General features: G+C 53.2%; 15 protein-coding genes. 2 read left to right on the forward strand and 13 right to left on the reverse strand.

What is annotated here, in order from left to right; all coding sequences use genetic code 11:
- Positions 1-104: 104 nt before the first annotated feature.
- The 11 genes from eutG to maeB all read right to left on the reverse strand — a co-directional run bounded on the left by eutG (position 105) and on the right by maeB (position 10,160).
- Positions 105-1,292, reverse strand: a complete 1,188-nt coding sequence (eutG, locus tag PS053_RS07540; RefSeq protein WP_256879226.1) for an ethanolamine utilization ethanol dehydrogenase EutG — start codon at positions 1,290-1,292, stop codon at positions 105-107.
- On the reverse strand, positions 1,282-2,118 hold the full coding sequence (gene eutJ / locus PS053_RS07545) for an ethanolamine utilization protein EutJ (protein ID WP_044709179.1): 837 nt from the start codon (positions 2,116-2,118) through the stop codon (positions 1,282-1,284). The genes eutG and eutJ overlap by 11 nt, the downstream gene beginning before the upstream one ends.
- A gap of 10 nt (positions 2,119-2,128) precedes the next feature.
- Positions 2,129-3,532 (reverse strand): aldehyde dehydrogenase family protein, encoded by a 1,404-nt coding sequence (locus tag PS053_RS07550; RefSeq protein WP_137646438.1) that lies wholly within the window; start codon positions 3,530-3,532, stop codon positions 2,129-2,131.
- Positions 3,533-3,543: 11 nt separating this feature from the next.
- Positions 3,544-3,831, reverse strand: a complete 288-nt coding sequence (eutN, locus tag PS053_RS07555) for an ethanolamine utilization microcompartment protein EutN (RefSeq protein WP_000761496.1) — start codon at positions 3,829-3,831, stop codon at positions 3,544-3,546.
- 106 nt (positions 3,832-3,937) lie between these two features.
- On the reverse strand, positions 3,938-4,231 hold the full coding sequence (gene eutM, locus PS053_RS07560; RefSeq protein ID WP_000387719.1) for an ethanolamine utilization microcompartment protein EutM: 294 nt from the start codon (positions 4,229-4,231) through the stop codon (positions 3,938-3,940).
- A gap of 38 nt (positions 4,232-4,269) precedes the next feature.
- The gene (pta, locus tag PS053_RS07565; RefSeq protein ID WP_256879224.1) at positions 4,270-5,286 is read right to left on the reverse strand and encodes a phosphate acetyltransferase; all 1,017 of its coding nucleotides are present in this window, start codon (positions 5,284-5,286) and stop codon (positions 4,270-4,272) included.
- On the reverse strand, positions 5,283-6,086 hold the full coding sequence (gene eutT / locus PS053_RS07570) for an ethanolamine utilization cob(I)yrinic acid a,c-diamide adenosyltransferase EutT (protein ID WP_059216100.1): 804 nt from the start codon (positions 6,084-6,086) through the stop codon (positions 5,283-5,285). The genes pta and eutT overlap by 4 nt, the downstream gene beginning before the upstream one ends.
- Complete coding sequence (gene eutQ, locus PS053_RS07575) at positions 6,083-6,784, reverse strand: ethanolamine utilization acetate kinase EutQ (protein WP_000733887.1); 702 nt, start codon at positions 6,782-6,784, stop codon at positions 6,083-6,085. Before eutQ ends, eutT begins: the two co-directional genes overlap by 4 nt.
- Entirely contained in the window at positions 6,759-7,238 is a 480-nt protein-coding gene (gene eutP, locus PS053_RS07580) for an ethanolamine utilization acetate kinase EutP (RefSeq protein WP_000820776.1), read from the reverse strand. Before eutP ends, eutQ begins: the two co-directional genes overlap by 26 nt.
- A gap of 12 nt (positions 7,239-7,250) precedes the next feature.
- Positions 7,251-7,586, reverse strand: a complete 336-nt coding sequence (gene eutS, locus PS053_RS07585; RefSeq protein ID WP_000356954.1) for an ethanolamine utilization microcompartment protein EutS — start codon at positions 7,584-7,586, stop codon at positions 7,251-7,253.
- Between the two features lie 294 nt (positions 7,587-7,880).
- On the reverse strand, positions 7,881-10,160 hold the full coding sequence (gene maeB, locus PS053_RS07590; protein WP_000344305.1) for an NADP-dependent oxaloacetate-decarboxylating malate dehydrogenase: 2,280 nt from the start codon (positions 10,158-10,160) through the stop codon (positions 7,881-7,883).
- 287 nt (positions 10,161-10,447) lie between these two features.
- Between maeB and tal the strand changes: the two genes are divergently transcribed.
- Both tal and tkt read left to right on the forward strand, forming a co-directional pair.
- Complete coding sequence (tal, locus tag PS053_RS07595; protein WP_256879223.1) at positions 10,448-11,398, forward strand: transaldolase; 951 nt, start codon at positions 10,448-10,450, stop codon at positions 11,396-11,398.
- 19 nt (positions 11,399-11,417) lie between these two features.
- Entirely contained in the window at positions 11,418-13,421 is a 2,004-nt protein-coding gene (gene tkt / locus PS053_RS07600; protein ID WP_256879222.1) for a transketolase, read from the forward strand.
- Between the two features lie 162 nt (positions 13,422-13,583).
- Here tkt and nudK read toward each other — a convergent pair whose 3' ends face one another.
- Positions 13,584-14,159 (reverse strand): GDP-mannose pyrophosphatase NudK, encoded by a 576-nt coding sequence (gene nudK / locus PS053_RS07605; protein WP_010343559.1) that lies wholly within the window; start codon positions 14,157-14,159, stop codon positions 13,584-13,586.
- Between the two features lie 67 nt (positions 14,160-14,226).
- The gene (gene aegA, locus PS053_RS07610) at positions 14,227-16,206 is read right to left on the reverse strand and encodes a formate-dependent uric acid utilization protein AegA (RefSeq protein WP_059244522.1); all 1,980 of its coding nucleotides are present in this window, start codon (positions 16,204-16,206) and stop codon (positions 14,227-14,229) included.
- Positions 16,207-16,228: the final 22 nt, after the last annotated feature.

The following is a 16,228-nucleotide window of genomic DNA, read 5'->3' on the forward strand; positions in this document are numbered from 1 at the left end:
CTGTTAGTTGTTATTTATTGGCGGATGCGGCGTAAACGCCTTATCCGCCCTACATGTGCAATCCCGTAGGCCGGATAAGACGCGGCAAGCGTCGCATCCGGCATTTATTGCGTCGCTGCGTACAGGCTGACAATCTGCTCCAGACTGGCGGAGCGCGGATTGCTGCGCAGACAAATATCTTCCAGAGCGGCCTGTGCCCATGCGCCGTAATGCGCAGATGTCGCACCAACATCGCCCAGCCGTTTACCGATCCCAACTTCCGCAATCAGCTCGCTTACCGCACTAATGGCGTCGCGATCGTCCGATTTTTTAGTCCGCAGCGCTCGACCAATCTGACTAAAACGCTCACGACAGACCATTCGGTTAAACTCCATCACCGTCGGCAACAGCATGGCGTTCGCCAGACCATGCGGAATATGCAGCGTCGCCCCAGGCTGATGCGCCATTGCATGACACAACCCCAGCCCGGCGCTGGAAAACGCCATTCCCGCCATACATGAAGCCAGCAACATACTCTCGCGTGCGGCAAGGTCGTGTCCGTAACCCACCACCTTCGGCAGCGATTTACCCATCATCGCAATAGCGCCAATCGCCAGACTGTCAGTAAACGGTGTCGCATTCAGCGAGCTGTAAGCCTCAATCGCGTGGGTTAACGCATCGATACCTGTCATCGCCGTCACATGCGACGGCACGCCTTCGGTCAGGGCGGCGTCGAGAATGGCCACATCCGGCATCAGCGAGGCATGTGCCAACACCTGCTTACGCCCGCTCACCGCATCAATAATCACCGTAATGTTGGTGCTTTCAGAGCCGGTTCCAGCGGTGGTTGGGATGGCAATCAACGGCAGGCGCGGTTGCAGCACGCTGGTTTCTGAAATTTTCGCCAGCGTACATTCCGGGTTAGTCACCAACAGCGCCACGGCTTTCGCTGCATCCAGCACCGATCCGCCACCAAAAGCGACGACGCCATCGCAATCCGATTCACGCAGTTGCGCCACTGCCGCGCAGACATCGGTAATGCACGGTTCGCCTACCGGACACGGCCACAGCGTCATAGCGATGCCTTTAACGGCCAGACTGCGCGCCAGTCCGGCAGTCATCCCCGCCTGATGTAAAAAGCTGTCAGCCATCACGAAAAGATGCTTTAACCCGCGAGTTTGCGCTTCCTGCCCACAACAGCTCACTGCCCCCAAACCACAAAGCGTCATTGGTGGAACACTAAATGTTTTTATCTGTTGCCGATTCAGGGTATCGAACGCCTGAAAGAGCGCCGTTTGCAATTCACTTTGCATATATCCCCTCCGCTTTCTCTCGCCCACTACTGGCGATTGCCAGCGGGGTCATAAACAAACTGTGTTGCGGTAAATGCACCTGTAACGCCGGGAATTGCTTGCGAAACAGCTCCGCCACGCCCGGTTGCATACAGGAGCCGCCCGCCAGCCATAAATCCGTAACGCTCTGCCCGGCGATATGACGGGCGACAATGTCCGCCATTTTTTCGTACACCGGTTTCACCACAGGCCAAATCTCTTCACCGTGACCGCGCTTGTACTGCTCCGCCTCCTCCAGCGAAATACGACGATTTCCGGCAAGAGTCAGAGAGATATGATGTCCGCCGGTGGCTTCATCCGCCGAGTACGTCACTTTGCCCTGTTTCACAACGGCAATACCGGTGGTGCCGCCGCCGATATCCACGACACCGGCGTTATCCAGTTGCAGCAAATCCGCCACTGCCGTCGGTTCGTCAAGCGCATGACTTACTTCCAGTCCGGCAGATTCCAGAACGTTGATGGATATACGTGGGTCAGTACCCGGAGGAAATGACGTCGCCGCATGGCTAAAACGGCGACCAAATTGCTGCTCAAGGGTGTCGAGATGGCGACGAACAATGGTGACTGCGCCGAAGAAATCCCAGACGATGCCGTCGCGAACCACATCGGCCCAGTCGAGGCATACCGCCACCGGCTGACCGTCGCGGTCGACAACCATCGACACCACATCGCAGGTGCCCAGATCCACCCCCAGCCACAGTGGCGATCCCATCGCGACAGGTGTCTGGTTGCACAGCATTGCCGCCGTTTGCAGCCGTGGGTTGAGCCATTGTTCGTCGTGCGCCATCTGTTACTCCTCAAACAATGCGAAACGCATCGACTAATACACAGCGACGCAGACGGACAAACGTGCGCGCGCTGGTTACACCTTCACCAGTCGGCGTGGTGATGGTCATGGTGGTCCAGCCTTCCCCGCCCAGCCCCAACCCGGCAATGCACGGCCCGTTCTTGACGAAAATGCTGGTATCAATGGCGTTCGCCATCTGGTTCATGTTGTCGATGTTGCGCGAGTGCATTGCCGCCGTATGATGGCAACCACCTTCCAGTTTCACCGCCAGAGCAATGGCATCCTCCACGTTGGCAACGCGCACCACTGGCAGCACTGGCATCATCAGTTCGGTCACGGCAAACGGATGTTCCGCTGTGGTTTCCACAAACAACAGGCGCGTTTCTTGTGGAACCTTCAGGCCGATTGCCGCCGCGATTTTCGCCGCGTCGCGACCAACCCAGTCACGACTGACCGTGCCTTTACCGCGCTCATCAACATTTTTTAGCAGTACGGGCTGAAGCTGCTGCGCCTGCTCTGCGGTCAGTTTCACCGCATACTGGCCTTCCATCAGACGCATCAGTTCATCAGCCACGCTATCAACAACAATCAGAACCTTTTCATCGGCACAAATGATGTTGTTATCGAAAGAAGCGCCTTTGACGATAGACTGAGCGGCACGGGCGAGGTCGGCGGTTTCATCTACCACTACCGGCGGGTTACCAGCACCTGCGGCAATCAGACGTTTATTGGTGTGTTTGCGCGCCGCTTCCACCACCGCTTCGCCGCCAGTCACCACAAGCAGGCCGATGCCTGGAAACCTGAACAAGCGTTGCGCGGTTTCGATATCCGGGTTTGCCACAGTAACCAGTAAGTTTTCCGGTCCACCCGCGGCAACAATGGCCTGATTGAGCAACGCGATCGCCCGCTGAGAGACTTTTTTCGCTGCCGGATGCGGCGCAAAAATGACGCTGTTGCCTGCGGCAATCAGGCTGATAGCGTTATTGATTACGGTCGCCGCCGGGTTAGTGGAAGGCGTCACCGAAGCCACCACACCCCAGGGCGCATTTTCAATTAAGGTCAGGCCGTTATCGCCAGTCAGCACCTGAGGTGAGAGGCATTCAACGCCTGGCGTGCCGCGCGCCTGAGCGACGTTTTTGGCAAATTTATCTTCAACGCGGCCCATGCCAGTTTCGCTGACGGCAAGTTCCGCTAAATCTCTGGCGTGTTTTTCGCCAGCCTCACGAATAGCGGCAATAGCCAGTTGACGCATCGCCACGCTTTTTAGCCCTTGCTGGGCGACTTTGGCTGCCGCGACAGCGTCATCCAGAGACGCGAAAACGCCCATTTCATGAACGGCGGCAGGCGGCGTGTCGCTGCTTTGCATTTTCAGCAGTACTGCTTTCACCACCTGTTCAATATCCTGTTGATTCATGATGTTCTGCCTTATTTGTGGAAAATAACCTGACCGCCAGACACCACCTCATCGACGATGCCAATCACGCACAGATCGACCGGAGATGTTTCGCTTTTGTGCGCCTGGCGGGCGGAACTGCCACTCACCAACAACACCCACTCCCCGGTTCCCGCGCCAATATTGTCGATGGCAACGGCACACTTCCCGTCAGGGTTTCCTTGTGGATCAATCATTTCCACCATCAGCAATTTGTCATGTGCCAGTCCGTGATGGCGTACGGTACAAACAATTTGTCCAGTGACGATTGCCAGTTTCATACCCGCCTCCGTGGCGTATTTCAGGTAAAAGCTCCCCTTACCCTCCGTGGAAGGTAAAATGAAAAAGGAGAGAGCGTGACGCCAGAATCGACGTCACACAGAGCGATTACAGGTTGCTGCTGTCGCCTTTCAGGCCGATCGGGAACACTTCTTCCAGATCGCCATGCGGACGCGGGATCACGTGTACGGATACCAGCTCGCCAATACGCTGTGCCGCCGCAGCACCGGCATCGGTCGCTGCTTTACAGGCTGCGACATCGCCGCGAACCATTGCAGTCACCAGACCGCCGCCAATCTGCTTAACACCGACCAGTTTGACGCGAGCAGCTTTTACCATCGCATCAGAAGCCTCAATCAGTGCAACCAGGCCCCGGGTTTCGATCATTCCTAATGCTTCCATTGTGTTTTCCTCTTTATAGGGGTCCAGAACGGGACCGTTCATTCAACCAGTGTTTGTAAACTGCTTTCGTGGTTCACTTCTGTCTGACGCGGTACGGCCGCCACCAACGCCAGTTCGATAATTTCCTGCACGTTACAACCACGAGAGAGATCGTGCATCGGCGCGGCAAGTCCTTGTATCAATGGCCCGACGGCACGGTATCCGCCAAGTCGTTGGGCGATTTTGTAGCCAATATTTCCTGCTTCCAGCGACGGAAAAACCATTACATTAGCTTTGCCTTGTAGTGGACTGGCTGGCGCTTTTTGCGCTGCAACATCCGGCACAAAAGCGGCGTCGAACTGCAACTCGCCATCGACCACCAACCGTGGTGCGCGCTCACGGACGATTTCTGTCGCCTGTTGCACGTTGGCAACACAAGGGTGACGGGCACTACCGTTGCTGGAAAACGACAGCATCGCCACGCGCGGTTCTTCTCCGGTGATGGCCTGCCAGGTTTCAGCACTGGCAAGCGCAATATCCGCCAGTTGCGCCGCCGTCGGTTGCGGCACCACGCTACAATCGGCAAAACCTAACGCAGGCCCGCTGTATTGCGGCAACATCAGAAAAATGGAGGAGAGCGTTTTACAGCCTGGCTGTAAACCGATAATGCGTAATCCAGCACGCAGGACATTCGCCGTGGAAGAGAGGTTGCCCGCAATGCAAACATCTGCTTTATCAGCGCTGACCATCGCGGCGGCGAACATCAGCGGATCGGTGAGTTTATCCAGAGCATCCGGTGGTGTTTTCTCTCCCGCACGGGCCAGCCAACGCCGGGCAAATTCTTCCCGCATAGCAATATTGCTGTGTGGGTCAATGACCTGCACCCCGTCCATCGCCACGCCGTGGCTGAGCGCAAACTGACGAAGTTCAAACGGGCTGGCGACCAGAATGGGCGTCGCCAGACCTTGTTGATGCAAATATTGCGCGGCTTTTAGCACTCGCTGGTCTAATGCGTCTGGAAACACCACTCGAGCGGGAGCTCGCAACGCCAGTTCACGACAACGTTCAATAATCATTGCGTTTCTCCCAGTCGTTGTTGGATCTGTTTCATCGTTAGCGGCTGCTTCGTTACGCTCAGGATCATCATCACGTAGACCGTGCTGGAAAGACGGTTCAGCGCCTGCAAAATATCCGGGCGTAGCACGTCAAAACTGCGGGTAATAAACACCTGCGCCGCCACCGTTTCGGTTTCCCGTACTTTGGTCCGTAGCAGATTCAACAATGCCGCATCGCGCCCGTGGCTGGCTTCCGGCACCAGATGATCGTGATCGAGATAACGCAGAGGTTGATGAGAGAGACGATGCAGATCTTCGTCAGAAAACCCGACAATCGCCTGTTCTGCCAGCGGTTCCTCCAATGCATCAGCTCGCATAATGTTGCCAAGACGCGAACGGATATCCGCCAGCCACGGCTGCCACGGTTCCGCCAGTTCAATTTGCAGCCACACGGTCAGTGCAATGGTGCTATCGAGAACAGCACGAAAACCCAGTCGCGGATCGCTTTTAGCAACCATTTTTTCCGCCGACAGATGAGTCAACGTATCCGGCTTTTTCGCTACCGGCTGACGACATAACTCACAACACGCCTGCGAATGCTCATTTCTACTGGTCAGTCCGTGGACAGGCTGTAGCTGCTGCTGTTCATCGTCAACGAACAAGCTACCCAGCTCATCAATAAACTTGATGCGCAAATGGCGGCTTTCCAGCAATTCCCGGGCAGAGGGCGTCAGGCGACTGTCCGCAGGGAGATGAATCTCTGCGCCTTCGCTAAGCGTATGGTTCGCTCTTAGCCATGCTTCGGTGATGAAATCTTTCATAGGGATTGCCAGTTAGCCGGCCAGGCGACATACAGGAACTTAACGCTGGATGTCGTACCAAATTCGATGCTGGAACCTTTCGGGATAAACATCACGTCGCCCGCTTTGGCGATCATGGTTTCGCCTTCGTGGCGAACATGCAGTTCCCCTTCCAGTACCATGTCGATTTCGTCGTAGTTCAGCGTCCACGGGAAAAAGGCGTTCTCCCATTGCATAAAACCGGCAGCCATGCTGCTGCCATCGTCTCCGGTGACCAAATCCGTTAAACCGACGCAGTGCGGTTCCGCCCCATCGAATCGACCAAACTTGACGCTGCCGCCATCAATCACTTTGATGCCGCCTTTGCCAGTTACAGATTTAAAGCTCGGCTGCATTGCGCCCTGCTCCAGCGACTGTTTTTCCTTCATCACTTTTTCCATCAACTGTGCGACCAGGCTTTCAGTGAACTGGCCTTCTGGCAGTTGGGCGATGATAGTTTCACGAATACGCTGACTCTCCGTTTTATCGGCTGACACGTTAACGGAGACTGATGCCGTTAACGGTGCCGACTCATCGCATTCGGTGATGATAAATCCCAGAATGTCCGCCACTTCGCGCGCTTCCGGGGTAATAATGCTGGCGCGCAAAACAACGGACATTGCCTGTTCGCCACGCGCATGTGCTTCACGAATATCATTCGCTGTAATGAGTTTTTTCACCTGCTTCCTCCTGTTCGGTGAGAGATGCCAGATAATCCACCAGTTGCTGCACGCTTTGCGGGTCGTGGCTGTTTAACTCGAAAATCGGTTCTTCAAAACCAGTCTCCCGCAGTAGCTGTCGCGTTGCAGCGACATCAGCATCCGGCATATCCGTTTTACTGATGACGGCGATTTGCCGCTTACTGGCGCCAATATCCAGCAGCCCGGCAGGCAATCGACTTTCCGGGTCATTCGCGCCATGGACATAGATCAGCATGTCCACATCCTGTAGCGTGGTAATTAAGGCGTGATACCAACGGGGATGGCTAAAATATTCACCCGGTGTATCGATATCGCCTTTGTCATTAAATTCCACAGCCTGCGTTTTTCTGGCAAGGGAATAATTTCCCTGCAACGCATTAAAAAGCGTTGTTTTTCCTGCCCCGACGGTACCCACAAACGCAATTCGTTTCATGAATATCTCGCATTAACTTTTGGTCATTTCACAAAGCGTATAATTCAATAATCGTCCCAGGCCGCTGACAGTTTGTAATAACGCTTCTTCCACCGCGCCAACCGAACCATATATCACTAACGCCCCGCTGAAGCGGTCGAGAAAACCGATATGCACATCGGCGGCTTTCAGAGCTAAATCACCAGCGATCATCGCCGTTTCGCCGGGAGTTAGCGTCATAATGCCAATGGCGCCCGCATCTGGAACGCCGATTTTTTTTGCTAATTCCTCGCCGGGATGCGCAATGAGATGCGCCAGCGTGACCTGTTTACCGGGCACAAATTCCTGAATGATGCGTTCTTTATCCATGAGTCGCCGCCTGTGAAAAACTTGCATGTATCGTGACAATTTTTTGTCAGAGTAAATAACAAAATTCGGCAAGCGCGTTTAAAAGGTGAGGTAGATCACTAAGAATGGAGAGATATTTACTGTGATGCATAAACTTTCATATGCAACGCATGAATATAAATAAAATAATATCGAGATATTTTTATATACCTCAATTTTTTATTATTCGAAAAACCAGTAATAAGCCTTACTAATATATTGCAGCTAAACCGTTTACCCTGAATATTCAGGGTAAACGTAAGAGTTAAGCAGAAATTACAGCGGTTGAGTTTGCGCTTCTACAACAGCCAGCGCCACCATGTTGACAATACGGCGTACTGACGCAATCGGCGTTAACACGTGAACCGGTTTCGCCACGCCCATCAACACCGGACCAACCGTCACGCCTTCCGAGCTGGAAACACGCAGTAGGTTGTAGCTAATGCGAGCAGCTTCCATGTTCGGCATTACCAGAATATTGGCAGAACCTTTCAGAGGACTGTCCGGCATACGATCGTTGCGAATCGCTTCCACCAGTGCCGCATCACCGTGCATTTCACCATCAATCATCAGTTCTGGCGCTCTTTCCCTGACCAGTTCCAGCGCTTTACGCATTTTACTGGACGACGGGCAGTCAGAAGAACCAAAGTTAGAGTGCGACAACAGAGCAACTCGCGGCTCAATCCCGAAACGACGGACGGTTTCTGCCGCCATCAGCGTGATTTCCGCCAGCTCTTCTGCATCTGGTTCGTCATTGACGTAGGTGTCAGCAATAAAGGTGTTACCACTCGGCAGCAACAGCGCATTCATTGCGCCAGCGGTGTGAACGCCATCACGATAACCGAAGACATTTTTCACCACGCTAAAGTGTTCGTGATAATCCCCCACCGTACCGCAGATCATTGCATCGGCTTCGCCGCGCTGAACCATGATCGCACCGATCACCGTCGGATTACTTATCAAGGCACGCTGCGCCTGTTCCTGGGTTACGCCGCGACGCTTCATGATCTGGAAGTATTCAGTCCAGTACTCTTTAAAACGCGGATCGGATTCATTATTAACGATCTCAAAATCAACACCCGCTTTAATCTGCAAGCCCAGTTTCTGAATGCGCATTTCGATCACGTTCGGACGACCAATAAGGATCGGTTTCGCCAGCCCCAACGTCACCAGTTCCTGAGTCGCGTGCAGAACGCGCGCTTCTTCCCCTTCCGGCAGAACAACGCGTTTCGGCGCTTTGCGAGCCTGGGAGAAAATCGGCTTCATAAACAGGTTGGTTTTGTAAACAAACTCCGTCAGCTTGTCGATGTAGACGTCGAAATCCGCAATTGGACGCGTCGCCACTCCAGACTCCATCGCCGCTTTCGCTACCGCTGGAGCGATCTTAACGATCAACCGTGGATCGAACGGTTTTGGAATGATGTATTCCGGTCCAAAGCTCAGATCCTGATCGCCATACGCGGAAGCAACCACTTCGCTTTGCTCCGCATGGGCCAGTTCAGCAATCGCCCGTACCGCCGCCAGTTTCATCTCTTCGTTGATGGCAGTTGCGCCAACGTCCAGCGCGCCACGGAAGATGAACGGGAAGCACAGCACGTTATTGACCTGGTTCGGATAGTCGGAACGGCCTGTACAAATGATGGCATCCGGTCGGACTTCTTTTGCCAGCGGCGGCAGAATTTCTGGTTCAGGATTCGCCAATGCCAGGATCATCGGTGAGCGAGCCATTTTCTTCACCATCTCCTGGGTCAGCACTTTCGGGCCGGAACAGCCAAGGAAAATATCCGCGCCTTCAATCACATCATCGAGGGTACGTTTGCCGTCATCCACTACGGCATAAGCCGCTTTGGTTTCCGCCATATTTGGCTCACGACCCTGATAAATAACGCCTTTTGAGTCGCAAACAACGATGTTGTGTTTTTGCAGTCCCAGCGCCACCAGCAGGTTCATACAGGCGATCGCCGCAGCCCCCGCACCAGAAACGACCATCCGCACGTCGGAAATATTTTTTTCCACCACGCGCAAGCCATTGAGGATAGCGGCAGTGCTGATGATTGCCGTCCCGTGCTGGTCGTCGTGGAATACCGGAATGTTCATCCGCTCACGCAGTTTCTGCTCAATATAGAAACATTCCGGCGCCTTGATATCTTCGAGGTTGATACCGCCAAAAGTCGGTTCGAGCGCGGCGACAACTTCAATAAATTTGTCGGGATCCAGCTCATCGACTTCAATATCAAACACATCAATCCCGGCGAATTTCTTAAACAGAACGCCCTTGCCTTCCATCACCGGTTTGCCTGCCAGTGCGCCAATGTTGCCTAATCCCAGCACCGCCGTGCCGTTAGAGATCACCGCCACCAGGTTGCCGCGCGCGGTATATTTGTAAGCTTTTAACGGATCTTTTTCGATTTCAAGACAGGGCGCGGCGACACCCGGTGAGTAAGCCAGCGCCAGATCGCGCTGCGTTGCCAGAGGTTTGGTCGGTGAAACCTGGATTTTCCCTGGAACTGGAAATTCATGGAAATCAAGTGCACTTTGTTTTAACTGCTCATCCATTTGTTTGTTCCTTTCACGTAACGTTCACAAAAAAGTGTGTGGGCAACTGCCTCTGTCCACAACGTGGCGCACATTATTACCCTGCCGGAGTCGCCAGACTTTGAGCAAGTCCAAACTCTCACCATTAACACAATGTTTTGGTAATAATCTTATAACACTGATGTTACCTGCTTAATCCAGCAATACCATGCCTGTCTGCTATGCTTTTTTGATGCGTGTGCCTGAATTTCTCAGAAGTGTGAATTAACGCACTCATCTAACACTTTACTTTTCAAGGAGTATTTCCTATGAATGAGTTAGACGGCATCAAACAGTTCACCACTGTTGTGGCAGACAGCGGTGATATTGAGTCCATTCGCCATTACCATCCTCAGGATGCCACCACCAACCCCTCGCTCTTACTCAAGGCAGCCGGATTATCACAATATGAGCATTTAATAGACGATGCTATCGCCTGGGGTAAAAAAAATGGTCAAACTCAGGAGCAACAAGTCGTTGCGGCCAGTGACAAACTGGCAGTCAATTTCGGTAGCGAAATTCTGAAAATAGTCCCCGGTCGCGTCTCAACAGAGGTTGACGCCCGCCTCTCTTTCGATAAAGAAAAAAGCATCGAAAAAGCGCGCCATCTGGTGGAGCTCTACCAGCAGCAGGGCATTGAAAGATCGCGAATTCTGATAAAACTGGCCTCAACATGGGAAGGAATTCGCGCGGCGGAAGAGCTGGAAAAAGAAGGCATAAACTGCAACCTGACGCTGCTGTTTTCCTTTGCTCAGGCTCGTGCTTGTGCCGAAGCAGGCATTTTTCTGATTTCACCGTTTGTCGGGCGTATTTATGACTGGTATCAGGCTCATAAGCCGCTGGATCCGTATGTAGTGGAAGAAGATCCGGGCGTTAAATCGGTGCGTAATATCTACGACTACTATAAACAGCACCGCTACGAAACCATTGTGATGGGTGCGAGCTTCCGCCGTACCGAGCAAATCCTTGCCTTAACCGGCTGCGATCGTCTGACCATTGCGCCGAACTTGCTGAAAGAGTTGCAGGAAAAAACCTCGCCGGTAGTGCGTAAATTAATCCCGCCTTCTCAGACGTTCCCGCGCCCTGCTCCCATGAGCGAAGCGGAATTCCGTTGGCAGCACAATCAGGATGCGATGGCAGTCGAAAAACTGTCTGAAGGCATCCGCCTGTTCGCTGTCGACCAGCGCAAACTGGAAGATCTTCTTGCCGCCAAACTGTAAACCAGCCATGGAGTGTTATATGTCCCGAAAAGACCTTGCTAATGCGATTCGCGCGCTCAGTATGGATGCGGTACAAAAAGCCAATTCTGGTCACCCCGGCGCACCGATGGGGATGGCCGATATTGCCGAAGTGCTGTGGAACGATTTTCTTAAACATAATCCCACCGACCCTGGCTGGTATGACCGCGACCGCTTTGTTCTCTCTAACGGCCACGCCTCAATGCTGCTCTACAGTTTGCTGCATCTCACCGGCTATGATTTGCCGCTGGAAGAGTTGAAAAATTTCCGTCAACTGCATTCAAAAACTCCAGGCCACCCGGAGATTGGCTATACGCCGGGCGTTGAAACCACCACTGGTCCGTTGGGGCAAGGCCTGGCAAATGCCGTTGGACTGGCGATAGCGGAACGCACGCTGGCGGCGCAGTTTAACCAACCGGGCCATGAGATTGTCAATCACTTCACTTATGTGTTTATGGGCGACGGCTGTCTGATGGAAGGTATCTCCCATGAAGCCTGCTCACTGGCGGGAACGCTGGGACTCGGCAAACTGATTGGCTTTTACGATCACAACGGTATTTCGATTGATGGTGAAACCAAAGGCTGGTTTACCGACGATACCGCAAAACGGTTTGAAGCCTACCACTGGCATGTTGTTCACGACATCGACGGTCACGATCCGCAGGCAGTGAAAGAAGCGATTCTTAAAGCGCAAAGCGTGAAAGATAAGCCGTCACTGATTATCTGTCGTACGATCATTGGCTTTGGCTCGCCGAATAAAGCAGGTAAAGAAGAAGCGCATGGTGCACCGTTGGGTGAAGAAGAAGTTGTGCTGGCACGGCAAAAACTGGGCTGGCATCATCCGCCGTTTGAAATCCCGAAAGAAATTTATCGCGCCTGGGACGCCCGTGAAAAAGGCGAAAAAGCCCAGCAGCGCTGGAATGAGAGATTTGCCGCTTATAAAAAGGCCCATCCGCAACTGGCAGAGGAATTTTCCCGCCGGATGAGCGGTGGTTTACCGAAGGACTGGGAGAAAACGACGCAGAAATATATCAATGAATTACAGGCGAATCCGGCGAAAATTGCGACCCGTAAAGCGTCGCAAAACACGCTTAACGTTTATGGACCAGTATTGCCGGAATTACTCGGCGGTTCAGCGGATCTGGCTCCCAGTAATTTAACCATCTGGAAAGGTTCTGTGTCACTGAAGGAAGATCCGGCAGGGAACTACATTCACTACGGGGTGCGTGAATTTGGCATGACCGCTATTGCTAACGGTATCGCACTCCACGGTGGATTTGTGCCATATACCGCGACGTTCCTGATGTTTGTTGAATATGCCCGTAACGCCACGCGAATGGCGGCGCTAATGAAAGCGCGGCAGATTATGGTTTATACCCACGACTCAATTGGTCTGGGCGAAGATGGCCCGACTCACCAGGCAGTAGAGCAACTGGCAAGTCTGCGCCTGACACCGAATTTCAGTATCTGGCGACCGTGCGATCAAGTCGAAGCGGCGGTGGGCTGGAAACTGGCGGTCGAGCGCCGCAACGGGCCGACGGCGTTGATCCTCTCAAGGCAAAATCTGGCGCAAGTGGAACGTACGCCGAGTCAGGTAAAAGAAATTGCCCGCGGTGGTTATGTGTTGAAGGACAGTGGCGGTAAGCCGGATATTATTCTGATTGCTACCGGTTCAGAAATGGAAATCACTCTGCAAGCGGCGGAGAAACTGGTGGGCGAAGGACATAATGTGCGCGTGGTTTCTCTGCCCTCGACCGATATTTTCGACGCCCAGGATGAAGAGTATCGCGAGTCGGTGTTGCCTTCTAACGTTACGGCCCGAGTGGCGGTGGAGGCGGGTATTGCCGATTACTGGTACAAATATGTTGGTCTGAAAGGGGCGATTGTTGGGATGACCGGCTACGGGGAATCTGCTCCGGCAGATAAGCTGTTCCCGTATTTTGGCTTTACCGTCGAGAATATTGTGGCAAAAGCGCGTAAGGTGCTGGGGATTAAAGATGCCTGATGCGACGCTGACGCGTCTTATCAGGCCTACCAGTTCGTGCCAGATTGTAGGGCGGATAAGGCGTTTACGCCGCATCCGCCATTAAAACACAGCGTATATTCATTGCGCAGGTAGTGCGGTTCAACCGGAGTGAGCCAATAGCGAAGAGCGAAATAGCATCTTTCAGTCCATTAAATGCGATGCTTGCAAATAATTAAGTAATAATACCGTCTTACCATCGCGTATCTCGCCGGTTTTAATCATCTCCAGCGCCTGGCTGAACGGCAGCTCAAGCACTTCAATATCTTCATCTTCTACGCCGCCTCCGGCGCTGGCGCGCTGGCTGTCATTGTATTCAGCAATAAAAAAATGAATTAACTCGGTTACACCGCCAGGCGACATATACAGTTCAAATAATTTCCGTACTTCGCCAACTTCATACCCTGTCTCTTCAATCGCTTCTTTGCGAATACACACTTCCGGTTCATCGTTATCCAGCAACCCTGCACAGGTTTCAATCAGTTGCCCGCTTTCATTGCCATTAACCCAGGTTGCGACGCGGAACTGGCGAATCAACACGACCGTCTTTTTCTTCGCGTTATACAGGAGGATCGTCGCCCCATTGCCGCGATCGTAAACTTCGCGCTTATGACGGATGACGTCACCCTCTTTGCGCGTGAGCTCGTAGGTAATATTGTGCAGAGTGAAATAGTTATCGGAGAGAATTTTATCTTTGATGAGGGTAATTTGTTGCGTCATACCGACTCCACAGCGCGAAATGAACAATTATCTTACGCCGTGAAGTCGGGTTTGTCTGCGTACAGAATTAGTGAGGCTTGATTGATTTTACGCCCAGCCAGTCAATAATCCCCTGCGCCGCATGACGCCCTTCCGCCATCGCGGTTACCACTAAATCCGCGCCACGGACGGCGTCGCCGCCAGCGAAGATTTTCGGGTTTGTAGTCTGATAACGGTATCGACTTTCTACATCTGCAGAAATCCGCCCCCAGCTATCCACTCTGACGCCATGCGACTCCAGCCACGGCATACTGTGTGGGTGGAAACCAAACGCCATAATTACCACGTCAGCTGGCATCACAAATTCACTGCCCTCAACAGGAACAGGGCGTCGGCGCCCCTGAGCGTCCGGTTCGCCAAGACGAGTACGTAAGAAACGTACACCGCAGACATGGCCTTGCTCATTCAATTCAAGCGCCACCGGCTGGACGTTAAACTCAAAGTTGGCCCCTTCTTCACGCGCATTTTTCACCTCTTTTTTCGAGCCCGGCATGTTGGCTTCATCACGCCGATAGGCGCAGGTGACATTGCTCGCACCATGACGCAGGGCGGTACGGACACAGTCCATTGCAGTATCGCCGCCGCCCAACACCACTACATTCAGCCCGGCGGTATTGATAAACGGTTCTTCCGGCAACGCTTCAAGCCCCATTACCTGTTTCGTGTTAGCGATGAGGAACGGCAATGCGTCATAAACGCCCGGCGCATCTTCATTCGGTAAATCCGCCTTCATGGAACGGTAAGTTCCCACACCAAGGAATACCGCATCGTATTCTTCAATCAAAGCATCCAGCGACAGATCCTTGCCAATTTCGCAATTAAGCCTGAAGTGAATTCCCATATCGCTGAAGATTTCACGACGACGCGCCAGCAGTGATTTATCCAGTTTGAATGAAGGAATGCCAAAAGTGAGCAGGCCGCCAATTTCTGGATGGCGATCGAACACCGTCACCTCAACGCCATTACGCGTCAGCACGTCGGCACAGGCCAACCCTGCCGGCCCTGCGCCGATAACCGCCACACGTTTATCGACTTTAGTGACATGGCTTAAATCGGGACGCCAGCCTTTCGCCAGCGCTTGATCCGAAATGTAGCGCTCAATGTTGCCAATCGTCACCGCGCCGTACTCATCACGAAGGGTACAGGCGCCTTCACACAAACGGTCTTGCGGACAAACGCGACCGGTGATCTCCGGCAGCGTATTGGTCTGGTGAGAAAGCTCAACAGCAGCGTCGATATTTCCTGCTTTCACTAACTCAATCCACTGCGGAATATGGTTATGCAATGGGCAGGTCCATTCACAAACACTGTGATCGCCGCACTTCAGGCAACGTGAGGCCTCCCGCTCCGCCTGCTCAGCACGGAACGGCAGATAAATTTCATCAAAACCAGTTTTGCGCGCGCCAATCGCCAGTTTATCCGGCTCTCCACGTTCAGGCGTCGCCTGCATTTGTTCCACTTTGCTCATTGCGGGCATTTCCTGTGTCGATGAACAGGAATGCCACGGCTGATGCTCCTGACGCGCGGTGCGCAGGCGACGGGATTTCGCCATGCCGGAGAGCGCGGTGTCAGTAACCAGTTGCAGCGCATCCGCTGGACAGTTTTCGACACAGGCCGGACCATTTTCTCGCCCTGCACACAGATCGCATTTATGCGCCATCGCTTTGACTTTACCGGGCGCGACGGGCGTCAGTACGATTTGCATAGTGCCAAACGGGCAAGCTACGACACAGGATTTACAACCGATACATTTTTGTTGGTTAACCTGAATGCTGTCATCAACATGGCTGATGGCGCCATTGGGACAACTACGGGCACAGGGCGCATCTTCGCAATGGTGGCAGGTCACCGCACTGCGCTGTTGCTGATGTTTAATAACCGTAATTCGGGGATGAAAATGGTGCTTGCTCAGCACGTGTTGCTCATCATTGTGAGCCATCACACAGGCTATTTCACAAGCATGACACCCCAGACATTGCTGACTGTTGGCCATAATAAAACGATTCATAACGACCTTCTTTTTTGGTTGT

It is taken from the genome of Escherichia albertii (assembly GCF_028622335.1).
GTDB lineage: Bacteria > Pseudomonadota > Gammaproteobacteria > Enterobacterales > Enterobacteriaceae > Escherichia > Escherichia albertii.